The sequence below is a fragment of the Methanosarcina baltica genome, from assembly GCF_055394095.1.
Genome location: NZ_AP042463.1, coordinates 3,032,098 through 3,045,891, shown reverse-complemented (window position 1 = coordinate 3,045,891; position 13,794 = coordinate 3,032,098). Strand labels below are relative to the sequence as shown.

Sequence of the window (13,794 nt, the reverse complement as noted above, 5' to 3'; positions counted from 1 at the left end):
AAAGGAAAGGAAAGGTTTCAAAAAAGGCAGATCTCCCGGATCGGCCTTTTCCTGAAAATTCGAAGAAAAAAGGAATTAACAAAAACAGTACAAGGATTTTACTCCACTGGATTCTCGTTTGACCTGACCACCATTACAGGCACCTTGCAGTGCTTGACAACATTTCCAGCGACGCTGCCGAGCAGCAGCCTGTCAAGCCCGGTCCTGCCATGGGTTCCCAGGATGACCAGGTCCATTTCCTCTTTTTCCGCGAAGTCGACAATTTCGGAGAACGGATGCCCTTCAAGCAAAACGGACTCGACCGTGACTCCGACTTCTTTTCCGGCTTCTTCTACGAGCTTCAGGCACTCCTGCCCTTCTTTTTTCAGGCCCCCATACATGGTTTCCCAGTCAATGTCCATTGCTATGGATGAATAATAGTCAGTTGACACAACATAGACTGCGTAAACCGTGGCCCCGGTCTGCCGGGCGAGTTCTATTCCGGACTTAACCGAATTTTTCGTATTCTCAGATCCGTCCGTTGCGATCATTATTTTCTTGAATGAGTTTCCCATAAATTTCACCTACATATATATTTATATTCAAGAGATATAACAGCATCGGTGATATTATCAATAATATATATCTACGTGTATAGGTAAATCCCGAATGACAGCAGAGGAGGAAATTTCGTCAGGCCGGGTTTTCCCCGAACCCTATCCTGAACTCCGTTCCCTTATTAATCCTGAGTTCAACCATCCATGTTATGCCGCTTTTTCTCTCTTCGGGCTGTTCGATATCCTTAATGCGGTCAACATCCAGGATTTGTTTCTGGTTTTTTTAGAAAATTGAATATTTTAGCGTACAGCAGATACAGCAGAGTAACTTACTCTAATGCCCACTTAACCGCTCCATCTTTTCCCAGGTTTTTTTTCTTTCAATCTTCGAAAGCCGGGGTTTCTTCTCCCACCTTCTCCTCCGTCTTCTCCCCCCTCACGACCATCACCGGCACCTTGCAGTGCCTGACAACGTTTCCAGCCACGCTCCCGAGCAGCAACCGGTCAAGTCCGCTCCTTCCGAGTGTCCCCATGACGACCAGGTCCATCCCTTCCTTTTCGGCAAAATCGATCAGTTCGGGTGCGGGATGGCCTTCGAGCAAAACGGACTCAACCGGGATCCCGGCTGCCTTTCCGGCCTCCACGACAGCCTCTATGGCCTCCTCCCCTTCCTTTTTCAGGACCTCGTACATGGTCTCCCACCCGAAGTCCACCGACATGGAGGAAAAATAGTCCGTTGATACAACATAAACCACGTAAACCGTGGCCCCACTTATCCGGGCGAGCTCTACCCCGGCCTTAACCGAGTCTTTCGTATTCTCGGACCCATCCGTCGCAATCATGATTTTCCTGAAAAACGAGCTACCCATGCAATTTCCCCTTTTGGTTATTCGATTGCATTAAATATAATTGCATCGATAATTTTTGAGATCGATTCTGAGGCCTGTTTTTTCGGGGAAAAAGCCCGCCTGTTACTACTCTATTTTTATATTTATTTTTAGCCCGATGGCTCTCCCGATCGGTAGTCTCCAAACAGTTTAAAATTCTGCACATATATTTAATATGGGAGACATTTAAATATTTTTGACACATTTTTCAAACTTACAATCTAAAATTTTGAGTATGATCGAAGAAAGCCTGCTCTCAAAAACGGTTCTTAATAAGTTGTTCTTAAGTTTGAGGTGATTTCATGGAGACCAAAAAATCACATATTTTGTTTACCCTATCAATCGTCGGCCTGTTGCTTCTCGTAAGCATTGCTCTGACAGTGGCATCAGGCGATTTCTTGAACCAAAATACCGCTTCCAGTGTTAATGCCAATTACAAACCTTCGGCCGACCCGGAGTCAAAAATCAAAAATGTTATTGTCCTTGTCCCTGACGGGTGTTCCCAGAGTTTACAGACCCTTACTCGATGGTACAGCGGGAAACCTTTGCAGCTTGATGAAATGATAGTTGGAACAGTGTCCACTTACAGTACTGATTCTGTTATCACGGATTCTTCTTCTGCTGCAACGGCATTTGCTACCGGTTATAAAACAACAAATGGGTTTGTGAGTGTCGGCCCATCCGGAGATACTTTGTTAAGTATACTGGAAAAACCTTCCGAAGACTTGCAATACAGCCCACTTGCAACAGTGCTTGAAGGTTCAAAGTTTGAAGGCAAAGCTACCGGGCTTGTGGTAACCACTCGCGTTACTCATGCCACGCCTGCAGCTTTTGCATCTCATGTAGATAACCGGGATAAGGAAAACGAAATCATGGAACAGATGGTTTACGAAGATATTGATGTGGTCTTCGGCGGTGGTTCCCGTCATCTTATACCAGTGGCTGAAAGGGGAAAAAGGACTGATGGAGAAAATCTGACAAAAGTGCTTCTTGACAGAGGCTACCAGTTTGTTGACAGCAAAGATGAAATGTTGAACCTTAGCTCCGGCAAAACCTGGGGGCTTTTTTCCAGCAGTCACATGGCGTCGGACATTAATCGTCCCTTCCTTGCCCCTGATCAACCCTCTCTTGCAGAGATGACTGCAAAGGCTGTCGAGCTGCTCTCCCGGGACAAAGATGGCTTTTTCCTGATGGTTGAAGGCAGTCAAATAGACGGGGCAACCCACGCAAATGATCCTATCTATGCTGTTACCGAGTTCCTGGCTTTTGACGAAGCTGTTAAGGTCGCAGTTGACTTTGCTGAAAAAGACGGACATACTCTTGTGCTGGTCTTCCCGGATCATAATACGGGAGGCATGACTATTGGCAGTTACTCGGATTCCGAATACGAATCCACATCCATTGAAGACGTTATCGGGCCTCTCGAAGGCATGAAGCTCAATTCCATAGGTGTTGCGGCAAAAATAGGAACGAACCTCTCTTCCGAAAATATCAAAACCCAGCTAAAGACGTGGTGGGGAATTGATGCAACTGATGAGGATGTCACCGAAATTCTCGAACTTTACAACAATGGGAATGGTATCTCACTTTCCTATGCTATCAGCGAGGTAATCAGCCGAAATCATACCGTTATCGGATGGACTACTCATGGGCATTGTGCTGAAGATGTCCCCCTATGGGCTTATGGCCCTGACCACCCCGCAGGTTACATGGATAATACCGAAATTGCGGAATACATCGCTGAAAAAATCGGTTTCAACCTGGATGAAACTAACAGCTGCCTGTTTGTCGAAGTAGGGGAAGTATTTCCCATAGACAATGAAGACGGACAGGCGGATGAAAACGAGTATTTGCTGGATATGACAGATTCTTCAAACCCCGTGCTGAAAATCGGAGACGCCGAACTGCCAGTGAATAAGAATGTCCTTATCAAGGACGGAATAACTCATGAGCTCAAAGGAGTGGTTGTCTACGCTCCGGTAACAGGCAAAATTTACATTCCTGATGATGTACTTTCACTTGTCTGATGCAAGCGTTCCTGTAAAATTCATGAACAAGGGCTTTTAGAAGGAGTGAACTACCCCCAGCCGTGTTTGGCCGGGGGGGCCTTTTCCTTTTTTACTTCCGGCATCACCCCTGAAGCGAACCAGTTGTGAACCAGTAATGAACTTTTCAAAAAACTATCATCCTTATTGGTTCGCTCAAGTGGATTAAAATAACTGATTTTTTATTTTTCCCGGCGGCTCCACCGATCAGTACCCTATTAACCGTTTGAATTAATCGAGTTCCTGTGGGCTGAAGTTCTAGAAGCCGTTTTCTTAAAAATCGATAAGGAGGAAGCCGCGATTTTTGAAGAGGGGGAGAAGGAAAACGGCGGCTATTTCTCGATATGAAGTTCGCTCAAGCAGATTAAAATAACTTCTTTTTTATTTTTCCCGGTGGCCCCGCCCATCAGTTCCCCATAAACCGTTTGAATTAATCGAGTTCCTGCGGGCTGAAGTTCTCGAAGACGTTTTCTTAAAAATTGATAAGGAGGAAGCCGGGATTTTTGAAGAGGAGGGGAAGGAAAACGGCGACTTTTTCTCGACTGAAGTTCGCTCAAACAAATTAAAATAACTTCTTTTTTATTTTTCCCGGCGGCCCCACCCATCAGTGCCCCATGAACCGTTTGAATTAATCGATTTCCTGCGGGCCGAAGTTCTCGAAGCCGTTTTTTTAAAAATCGATAAGGAGGAGGCAGAGATTTTTGAAGAAGAGGGGAATAAAACCGGCGACTGTTTCTCGATCTGAAGTTCACTCATGGACTAAAATAACTTCTTTTTTATATTTCCCGGCGGCCCCACACATCAGTACCCCACAAACCGTTTGAAAAATCGATTTCCCAAGGGCCGAAGTTCTCGAAGCCGTTTTCTTAAAAATCGATAAGGAGGAGGCCGGGAGTTTTGAAGAGGAGGGGAATGAAACCGGCGACTATTTTGAGTTATAGAAAAGGAAGTTGAATTAGAGATGGTGATCAGAGATTAGGCTTTAGGAAGATGGAGGTAAGGACATTGGAGTGTTTTTATTATTTTATTTTTGGGTGGACGGGTTTACGTTAGGTAGATTTTGCTGCGGTTTATTGGATTTGATTGTTGATTTATATGATAATAATATACGGGATAATTTTTTTAAAAAACTTAAAAATATCTTAATCTTCTGTAAATTGCAATAAGTCCGACGATAACAAATGATAAATAAACAGCTTTTATAGCTTGATATAATATGTCATTCGAGAATACAACCCTTTCTATATTTTTATCTATGTTGCTTTTAATAGTTACATTCAACTCTTTTTTTGCTCCCTCTTCTAATTCAAAATTCTTAGTTCCAAATAATGAGTCTTTATTCAATTCTATCGTATAATTTCCATCACCCAAAGTGAACGTAGATATTCCATAGAGGTCTGTAGTTGTGACTAAATTAGTACTTTTATGAGTGTATTTATTATTACTGAAGACATAAATTGATACATTTTCTACCGGATTTCTCTTCATATCAAACACTTTAACAGTTACAGTGGAAGTATTGGTGTATTTACTTGTTACATCTTCGAATGTTCCGTTTGGGTACTCTGAAAATACATAAGATACTTTCCAGTTCCACTCTTTTTCATAATATCTGGGAAAAACATCGTAACCGTCTTCGATGTTCCTCCAAGTGAGAGTAGGATCAACAGTTATCCAACTTCCATTTATGTAAACTTCATTAAAGCTATGATCTTCGGCAGCAATATGAATTCTTCTGACAGGAATATTCTGGGTTTTTATAAATTCCATAAAAGCAAGAGAGTTTTCTCCACAAGCTCCGTATCTTGATATTAATGGCCATTTTCCATTTTCATTTCCTAACGGTCTTAAACAAAGTATAGGTGGAAATGTTTTTACCAAGAATATATTTGTGTATAAGATTCGGTAACTATTTTTGTATGTATTGTGAGGTAACAACTCTCTTTTATTCCACATTAAAACAGCTTTCACTTTTGATATATCATCAGTTTTATTCTCAAAAATAGATTCTGCCATTTCTTCAAAATATCCATTATTATCGTAATGCTTCACGATAGAATTCATAAAGTATGGAGTATAAATTGGAGAACTTATTATAAAAAATAAAATAAGGAACGCAACGAGTTCATTTTTGTCTAGTATTTTCTTCAACTTAGTTTCAGATATGTTTGCAAGCTTCTTTTCTCTAAAATGAAATATACAAATTGTTCCATAAGCACCAATAATTAAGTAATACAAAATTGTCCAAAAAGAAACTGATTCAATGTTGATGGACAGGAAAATCGCGGTAATTGCACCCAAAATTATGCTTTTTATAAAAAAGATAATGATGTTTTTCCTCATATTAGGTTTTGATAAATTTTGCGTTATTGATTCCCACTTATTTCTTTTCATAAAAAACCTTCATCATTATCATAAATTTTAAATTTTGATTGCGAAGATTGAACTCACTTTTGTAGTCTAAAGATTATGCGATTAAATCAAGTGTTAGTTTTAGGTTAATCCATAATAAGCCAACACTGCTTTCATAATTAAATCAAGAGATATGTCTGTTGCTTTGCCCAAAGCACCTGAAAACAATTTTTGAGAAAAATTAGAAATCCATGTCTGGACGTTTGATCCGATCCCTTTCTTTTCTTCTCCATAGTTATCGTTTTTAATTGCAACTTCCACGTTTTTTATTTCGCTTGAAGGAATCCCAATTTCCTCAAGATATTTCAATAAACTGGGCAGATCATTTTTCTGTACATGTTGCTGTACAATTTGGCAATTATCAAAACTACTAGCTATAGAACACTGCCCCCCGAAAATGTAAGTATGGAAAATAGTTGAAACCTCGTTTTCTGGGATTTTTGGAATATTATCATTAGAGTCTTGAATGTCTGGACATTTTTCTTGAAGTTCCAAAATGAAATCCAGTAAACGAGTTCTTATGTTGTCCAAAACTTGTTCATATAGTTCAACATTAACTGCCTTCCAAGCCTCTCCACAGGCAAAATCAACATAGAATTTATCTGAAAAAAGAGCAATTATTTCTGGAGACCAGGGATATTTAAAAGTATTTTCCCCACTTTCAATTGCACTTTCTAGAGATTTCACTCCATGATACAAGTCAAATTTATCCAAACGTTGTCTAACTTTTTCTGGAATGTTCATGAGAGTTATAGGAGCATTCTTTAACTGCCTTCCAAAAGAATCATAAAAATTCCCTCTGTTTACAGCACTAAATCTCCTATAATCAGGTAACTCCTTTCTGTCACTATAACCATTCAGCTCATTGTTTACCCATGCTTTCATCTCTTCGTTTTTTAATTTATAAGCAAGAACTTTTGCTTTTCTTAAGATCGATGAAAGATCATTTGATTGATTCAGAATATCTTCTTGTAATTCGTTAATCAAATTCATGCAAACCCAAGTAATTAACTATGTTCTCATATTTAAATATCATTTTAAAGTTGTTCTTTTAGTTATGTGTGATGAAAGTAGGAAATCAATTAATTATTTTTTAAAAACTGATAAACAATAAGAAATATCAAAATTGAGACCGAGAGACAAATAAAATGATCATTAGGAGAACCCAGTGGATGAACTAAATTTATTATTTCCAAAATAACAAAACCTAAGAATCCTGCTATAGTTGCAGAAGATTCAATTGCTCTCGTTTTGCTTTGATTCTCAACTTGTACTGTGGGTATTAGTGCGATAATAGTAGGTAATATTTCATATTGTTTTGTGAGGTCTTTTTCATTCTCTATAGCTTCAATTTTATCATAGATTTTTCGATTTTTTGTAGTATTTGGAATCACAGATTCTAAGGAAAAAATAAGATTTTGTACATATCGAGTCATTTCTTCCTGACTACCGATTTCCCATTTCTGAACCTCTCGACTGACAGCGCATGCAATTTCTTCTGTATCAGTTCCTTGAGATATCTGGCACGCGGTCTTTGCTTTTTCCTGAATTTCTTCGAGAAGGAATTTTAGATTTCGATCGAGAATGGGAAGCCCTTTTTTCATTGTGGCTGTAGCAAACGGTGCTTTTTCTTCAGTATTTTTCATTAACTTTGCGGCTTGTTCACAGTATTTCCTATAAAAATTAAGTTCTCCCTTCTTTGCTTCCAGATCCATATTTTCAATGTTCTGGACTTCTTTTAATGCATTAGCAAGATTCTCAATCGCTTCAATGAGTAATTCTCTATTAATTGACCAACCGATCTCGCTCTTTGCTTCTGCAAGGTATTTCTCAACTTCATCTATAGCCTCTCGCTTTTTAGTAGAAATTATTGTGTAAAATGAACGGTAAAATGGGAAGCAAAATTTAGATGGATTATCCAAAATGGATTCTTTAGCTGCCTTTTCAAATAAATCAATCGCTTTTTTCAACTCTTCTAAATATGCTTCCTCAGTCTCGGATTTTGATGCCTCGTAAATAGAAATTCGACCCAGAGAATGATATGCTTTGACTCTTACATAGATATCTTGATCTGACGTTAGTCTGATTAAGTATTCCCACACCATTTCTTTATCAAGTGCATGTTGAAAAACAGTTCCAAATGCTACTGTTGCACTCTCTCGCACACCCCTGTCTTGATCTAAAGTCAGTCTGTGTAAATCTTCCAAAGCCTGTTCCTTATCAGTAGCATAGTGAAAAACAGTTCCAAGTGTCTCTGCTGCCCTCCATCGCATATCACTATTTTCATCTAAAGTCAGTCTGTGTAAATCTTCCAAAGCCTGTTCTTTATCATGCACATGCTGAAAAACAGTTTCAAGTACCCCTGCTGCCCTCCATCGTACATCGCTGTTTTCATCTAACATCAGTCTGTGTAAATCTTGCCACACTTTTTTTTTATTAGGCACATGCCGAAAAACAATTTCAAGTATCAATGTTGCTACCCATCGCACATGGCTATCTTGATCTAAAGTCAGTCCGTGTAAATATTGCCACGCTTTTTCTTTATCAGGTACATATTGAAAAGCAGTTCCAAGTACCCATGCTGTACTGCATCGCACATGGCTATCTTGATCTAAAGTCAGTCCGTGCAAATCTTGCCACGCCTTTTCTTTATCAGGCAAATATTGAAAAACACTCCCAAGTACCCATGCTACCTCCCGTTGCGCATGGCTCTCTTGATCTGAAGTCAATCCAACTAAATCTTGCCACGCTTTTTCTTTATCAGGCACATATTGAAAAACAGTTTCAAGTACTTCTGCCGCCTTCCATCGCACAAGTTTATCTTGATCTGAAGTCAATCCAACTAAATCTTGCCACGCTTTTTCTTTATCAGGCACATATTGAAAAACAGTTTCAAGTACTTCTGTCGCCTTCCATCGCACAAGTTTATCTTGATCTGAAGTCAATCCAACTAAATCTTGCCACGCCTTTTCTTTATCAGAAAGATATTCAAAACTATTACGTAGTTGATCCACTGCATCTTCATGTTCATTTGGATCATCACTATTACATTTTCTATGAATCTCTTCCTGATCTACCAATTCCCTACACCATGACCCTCTAACATCTCTAAATTAATAAATCATTCTTTTCCATATCATCCCCTCCCCATCTACTCATAACCTCAAACATCCCCTCTATTATTCCACCTCCTCCAGAAATTATCCCTCAATTCATACCAGATGTTTTTGGTCTCCCCTTTCCCCCTCACTTCATTTTCATATTAAATGTGTGGACCAGCGTATACAACAAATAAACCAAAAAGGCCAGCCCCAAAAGTTGTTTCGTATATACAACCTCCACCCTGACCGGTTTTTCCGTGGTGGTCCTGGAGTCGTTTATGATGCGGGAGTAAATATCGGCCTGAGTATAGATTTTGCCGCCGTTTTCGAGGATGGCCGTTTTGAAGTTGGGGTTTTCGCCGATGTAGACGTACTCGTCGGGCTGGTTGACGGCAACGCGCCTTTCTGAAATATAGTTGATCCCTAATTTTTGCGGAGTTACGTAGGCTTCGTACATGTTTTTGCCGATGGAAGTAATTTCCAGCGGGGTCCGGTCGAAACTCAGTTCCGGAGTCCCTTTTTTCCGGGCCGTGATGAGGATTCGGCCGGGCTGGTTTACTTTGAGGTCAGGGACTTTTAGCCGGATGTCCTCGGCCGTTTCGGTGTCGGCCACGGCCCAGTTAAGGGTATTTGTAATAACCAGGCTGTCTTTTCCCGAGTAGAGGGCCGGAGCCCAGGGGATGCCGTGGCCGTTCCCGTTATCGGTTGTGATTGCTGCAACCCGGCCGAGGCCCAGCCTCCGGACCGTAATAAGGGGTTTTCCGAGCCTTGTTATAACCAGACGGTTTGCTTCGGGGCGGGGGGTTACTTCATTATAGCCCAGGACCTCATTGGAAATCTCAGAAACGTCCCGCGTGATGAAATGTTTCGGGTTGTAGATTACCACCGAGCCGCTAGAATAGTTATCCAGGGTCTCGGAATCTTTCTCTTCTTCGGAATAGCTCAGCTTTAGTCTCTGGCCGGGCTCGACCCTCTCATATTTTTCGTAGAGGCCGATACTTCTCATAAAGGTCTCGGCGTAGTACTGGCCCTCTTTTGTGACCTGGCTCTCGGTCTTCGGGGAATGGATATGAGCAAAATATATTCCAATACCCTTTTCCTTAAGCCCGTCCGCCCGCTCAACCGCCCGCTCAACCCGGCCTTCTCCCAGATACGGGTCTCCGATTCCGCCGTCCGAGATGACCACGATTTCAGCCCCAGCCCCGGTTCCGTCATCCTGAGCCTCCAGAAGGCGGCTTGCAGTAAGAAGGCCCTGTTCAAGGGATGTCGAATCCCCCGAGGGTTTTGTTTCGTTGATCCTGGCATCAAGCCACTGCCTGTTAGCCTCCCTTGACATGTCCAGAAAGCCCTCCGAAATGTCCTGGCCCTTGCTCCCGAAGGTGATCACATCCACACTTGCGTCTTTCAAAAGGTCGCTTTCAAGAAGTACGATGGCATTTGAAAGTATATCATCCAGGATTCGGCCCCCAATCCCGTTTTCCTGAAGGGTGCTTGGGGATACATCAAGCATCAGGACAATGTTTCGGCCTCCCCTCCAGTTCGAGGGCCTGGACGTAACCGGCAGGAGAGCTTCAAACTCCGTGTCCTGATAGCTCTGCTCGACCGGGTAATCAAAAGAAGAATCTCCCCCGACCACCACCAGCCCGCCCCCGTTAAGGACAAATTTTCTAAGCGTCTCGACCCCGGCGGCCGGAATGGCCGAAACCTGCTGGTTGTCGATTATTACGGCATCTATCAGGCTGTCTTCTTTTTCCAGGACAGCATACGGGCCGGCTGAGTTGCCAGAACTAGTCTTCTGTACATCGTAAACTTCATACAATATATCGGCAAGAGGGGACTCGGGCTCGTCACTAACGAAAAGCACCTTCGGCTTCGGGGTTACGTACACACTTTTCATAAATTGGTTATTGTTTTTGAAATCGTCCAGCCCCTCCGGTTGTACGTTTTCCGGGTGAAGGGTCGCTTTCAGGGTATGCGGGCCGAGGGAATCGAAACTGTGGTTGAAGTCAAGACTTACGGTCCTCTCGGTCGGGGAAATTTCCCGCTCCAGGATTTTTACAAGGTCAAGGGTAACTCTTACCCTGTAAGTCATTTTGTTTTCAGTTGATTTCCGGATGTGAACTTTAAAAAAGGCCTCCGTATCGACCGAAACCTCATTCGGGCCTTCAATTTCTACGCTGAGCTCCTCTTCAAGGGTCTCAGGGACGAGAGCCCCCACCGGGAACCCGTTTTTAGAGCAAAATGAGAGAGCATCTTCAATCGAGGTCCCGGAGTTGCTCTGCCCATCCGAGATTACCAGCACATAGTTTTCGGACGAGGCCTGCTGAAGAATAGCATCCCCGAGAGGGGTATTTTCCCCTGAAATCGTGGTAAGTGTAACCGGGACCAGGCCGCTGAGGTTTTCCGAAATCTTTTCGGAAACCCCCTGCCGGAGCAGTTCCATACCTGCACTTTCATCAGAGAGAATGGTAATCCGGGAATGGTCGCTTTTCAGGGAAACCATTTCTGCAGAGTAGGGGGCAGCAAGCGCTATAATCAGAAGGAAGCCCACAAGGGCATGGAAAAACAGGTGTTTTTTATTGATTTTTTTTCTGAACCCCATAACTAAAAAAAAGGCCAGAGGAAGCAGGAGCAAGAGCTCCCCCCAGTGTAAAAAATTAAAGCCATAAGGAATACTGTTGCCATTAAGAGATGCGGCCCGGTTCAGAAGCTCGGTTCCATCCGGAAGTCCTGTACCATTCAGAAAATCGACACTATTCGGAAATCCTGCACCATTCAAAAATCCGATACCGTTAAGAAAATCGGCCACATTCGGAAATCCGGCGGTCATATGACCCTCCTCCTGAACATGATTATGTTTTCAATTACGAGAAGCAGCAGTAAGGCATAAACCAGGTATTTTCGGGGCCTGTACGGGGATTTTATCCTGAGTTCCTGTTTCCGGACCTCTTCGTTTTCACCTGTGAGGTCCAGCCGGTTTTCCGTAAAAGTATTTGATTCCTGGGAATCGTAGAGGTTAGCAGCAATGGTCTGCCGGTTCAGCTCGTACAGGCCGCAGATATTGTAGTAAACGAACTTGCTGTTGATAGTTTCACCGGGGGTTTTGACTCTGACGGTGTGGTCGAATGTCAGGTACCTGCCGGTTTTTACATTTGTATCCCGGATGTCCCCGATTCCCCATATGTATTTGAGCAGTTCCGCCCAGAAAACAGGGTAGGTGGGAATAGTATGAAAATTGTTCCAGGCCTCGTTTTCAGTAATGTCGCTAAAGCCCACATAAACAACAGTCCCGTTGTTTATATTCCGGGTAGAGACCAGAGGTCCTGCTCCTTCCATTTTCACAAGTACGGCGGCCCCTTCCTTCGGGGAGCTTTCCAGGAACTTTCTTAAATATACCTCATCAAAGGAAACGTCCTCAAAAATCTCCCGGCCGCTTCCGGAAGCTTCAACCGTCTGGCCTTCTCCCCCTCCTCTTTCATCGTCTCCCGCTTTAACCGAGTTTATATCTACCGGCAGGACCGGAGAAAGCCCCCGCATTGCCGAAGAGTTGAATAAGCAGCCATTTCCTATGACCACCAGGTCTTTCCCCTCTTTAGAATAAGAAAGTATTTCCAGGACGGTGCGGGCCGGCAGGGGTTCATACTTACAGTTTATGAAGATCGTATCGTACTTTCCAAAATCAGCCGGAAGCTCATCGGAAAAGTCATAATCCACCTCAACGACGGCTCCGGGAATCAGGGAGATCGCCGTTATCAGGGCCGATCTGTTAACGGCAGGGTCGAGGTCCGTTAGTACAAGGACCTTTCTTTCTTTGACTTCAGGGATTGAGATATACGCGATATTGTCGCAGGAAACCGCATCTTCATTGAGAATTTCCACCGTGGACGTGCCCTGGCGGATATTTGAGAAAGTGACCTGTCGGGTCCCGAAGCCTGCCAGGAAAACCGAATTGCTCACTTTCCGGGGGGAGAAGAGCTCTGATTTGCTTTCCATTTGAAGTTCGACTTCGGCGTTCTTATTATTGAAATTTTTTATGGTGCAGGTATATTCGTAAGTCCCGTCATTGCGGTCTGTCAGATACCCGTCCACGATTGCGATGTTGGCCGTTTTTTCCCCGACCTGCAAAAATTCGAGTTCGATACTTCTGGAATTGGCAACCCTGATATACGTCTCAGGGGCTTTTCCCTCCCAGTGTTCAAAATCGGATATGACCAGGACTTTCCCGTTCTGACTCTCCCTGTCATCCAGGACCGCCAGAATGGCTTGCGGGACATCGCCCCTGGTATTTCCGGCCTCCATTTTCTCAATCACTTCTTTTGCACCGGCCGCATCAAGGCCCTTCGCAAGCACAACCGGAAGGCTTTCCGCAGAGACAACGGTATTTTGCTGGCCCAAATTTTCTATAGCCAAGGTTTTTGCCCCGGAAATCCGGTCGGTTGCACTCATGCTGGCCGAAGAGTCCAGGATGATTATGACTTTTTCCGAGTTTCCCACAGGCTCTTCTAGCAGGGGCCCCGCAAGGGCCGTCGATATAAGGGCCAGGGCCAGGAGCTGCAGAAAGAAGAGCGGGTCTGTAATTTTTGTACTGATCCTGCGCCGGGAATCGAGTACGTTGTGGCTTATTCGCCGGATGAAGAGCAGGGATGGCAGGATAATCTGTTTCGGGCGCGGTTTAAGCAGGTATACTATCGTCAGGGGAATTATACCCGCAAGCGCGGCCAGGCCCCGGAAAAATTCAAAGTCCATGCAGGACCACCCGATTCACCCGACTTACCAGACTCACTCGAATCACCTGCACCCAATTCACCCGATT

8 protein-coding genes are annotated in these 13,794 nt (G+C 43.3%); 1 reads left to right on the top strand and 7 read right to left on the bottom strand.

The annotated features are described in order from the left end of the window. Positions 1-98: 98 nt before the first annotated feature. Both ACZ5QV_RS13410 and ACZ5QV_RS13405 read right to left on the bottom strand, forming a co-directional pair. Positions 99-554, bottom strand: a complete 456-nt coding sequence (locus tag ACZ5QV_RS13410) for a universal stress protein (RefSeq protein WP_464600284.1) — start codon at positions 552-554, stop codon at positions 99-101. 362 nt (positions 555-916) lie between these two features. Then, positions 917-1,405 carry a universal stress protein gene (locus tag ACZ5QV_RS13405; protein WP_464600283.1) on the bottom strand — a complete coding sequence of 163 codons (489 nt, stop codon included), beginning with the start codon at positions 1,403-1,405 and terminating at the stop codon, positions 917-919. Positions 1,406-1,725: 320 nt separating this feature from the next. On the opposite strand from ACZ5QV_RS13405, the gene ACZ5QV_RS13400 reads away from it, so the two are divergent. Beyond that, positions 1,726-3,450 (top strand): alkaline phosphatase, encoded by a 1,725-nt coding sequence (locus ACZ5QV_RS13400; protein WP_464600282.1) that lies wholly within the window; start codon positions 1,726-1,728, stop codon positions 3,448-3,450. 1,149 nt (positions 3,451-4,599) lie between these two features. Here ACZ5QV_RS13400 and ACZ5QV_RS13395 read toward each other — a convergent pair. The 5 genes from ACZ5QV_RS13395 to ACZ5QV_RS13375 form a co-directional block, all read right to left on the bottom strand. Beyond that, positions 4,600-5,862, bottom strand: a complete 1,263-nt coding sequence (locus tag ACZ5QV_RS13395) for a hypothetical protein (protein ID WP_464600281.1) — start codon at positions 5,860-5,862, stop codon at positions 4,600-4,602. A gap of 99 nt (positions 5,863-5,961) precedes the next feature. Next, complete coding sequence (locus ACZ5QV_RS13390) at positions 5,962-6,873, bottom strand: AbiTii domain-containing protein (protein ID WP_464600280.1); 912 nt, start codon at positions 6,871-6,873, stop codon at positions 5,962-5,964. Between the two features lie 89 nt (positions 6,874-6,962). Next, positions 6,963-8,960 (bottom strand): HEAT repeat domain-containing protein, encoded by a 1,998-nt coding sequence (locus ACZ5QV_RS13385; protein WP_464600279.1) that lies wholly within the window; start codon positions 8,958-8,960, stop codon positions 6,963-6,965. Between the two features lie 166 nt (positions 8,961-9,126). Then, entirely contained in the window at positions 9,127-11,811 is a 2,685-nt protein-coding gene (locus ACZ5QV_RS13380) for a vWA domain-containing protein (protein ID WP_464600278.1), read from the bottom strand. Further along, positions 11,808-13,727 (bottom strand): DUF7408 domain-containing protein, encoded by a 1,920-nt coding sequence (locus ACZ5QV_RS13375; RefSeq protein ID WP_464600277.1) that lies wholly within the window; start codon positions 13,725-13,727, stop codon positions 11,808-11,810. Before ACZ5QV_RS13375 ends, ACZ5QV_RS13380 begins: the two co-directional genes overlap by 4 nt. Positions 13,728-13,794: the final 67 nt, after the last annotated feature.

What these genes read in the sequence shown, in the direction of transcription:
- ACZ5QV_RS13410 (WP_464600284.1), bottom strand. Translation starts at nt 554, where the DNA reads ATGGGAAACTCATTCAAGAAAATAATGATCGCAACGGACGGATCTGAG.
- ACZ5QV_RS13405 (WP_464600283.1), bottom strand. Translation starts at nt 1,405, where the DNA reads ATGGGTAGCTCGTTTTTCAGGAAAATCATGATTGCGACGGATGGGTCC.
- ACZ5QV_RS13400 (WP_464600282.1), top strand. Translation starts at nt 1,726, where the DNA reads ATGGAGACCAAAAAATCACATATTTTGTTTACCCTATCAATCGTCGGC.
- ACZ5QV_RS13395 (WP_464600281.1), bottom strand. Translation starts at nt 5,862, where the DNA reads ATGAAAAGAAATAAGTGGGAATCAATAACGCAAAATTTATCAAAACCT.
- ACZ5QV_RS13390 (WP_464600280.1), bottom strand. Translation starts at nt 6,873, where the DNA reads ATGAATTTGATTAACGAATTACAAGAAGATATTCTGAATCAATCAAAT.
- ACZ5QV_RS13380 (WP_464600278.1), bottom strand. Translation starts at nt 11,811, where the DNA reads ATGACCGCCGGATTTCCGAATGTGGCCGATTTTCTTAACGGTATCGGA.
- ACZ5QV_RS13375 (WP_464600277.1), bottom strand. Translation starts at nt 13,727, where the DNA reads ATGGACTTTGAATTTTTCCGGGGCCTGGCCGCGCTTGCGGGTATAATT.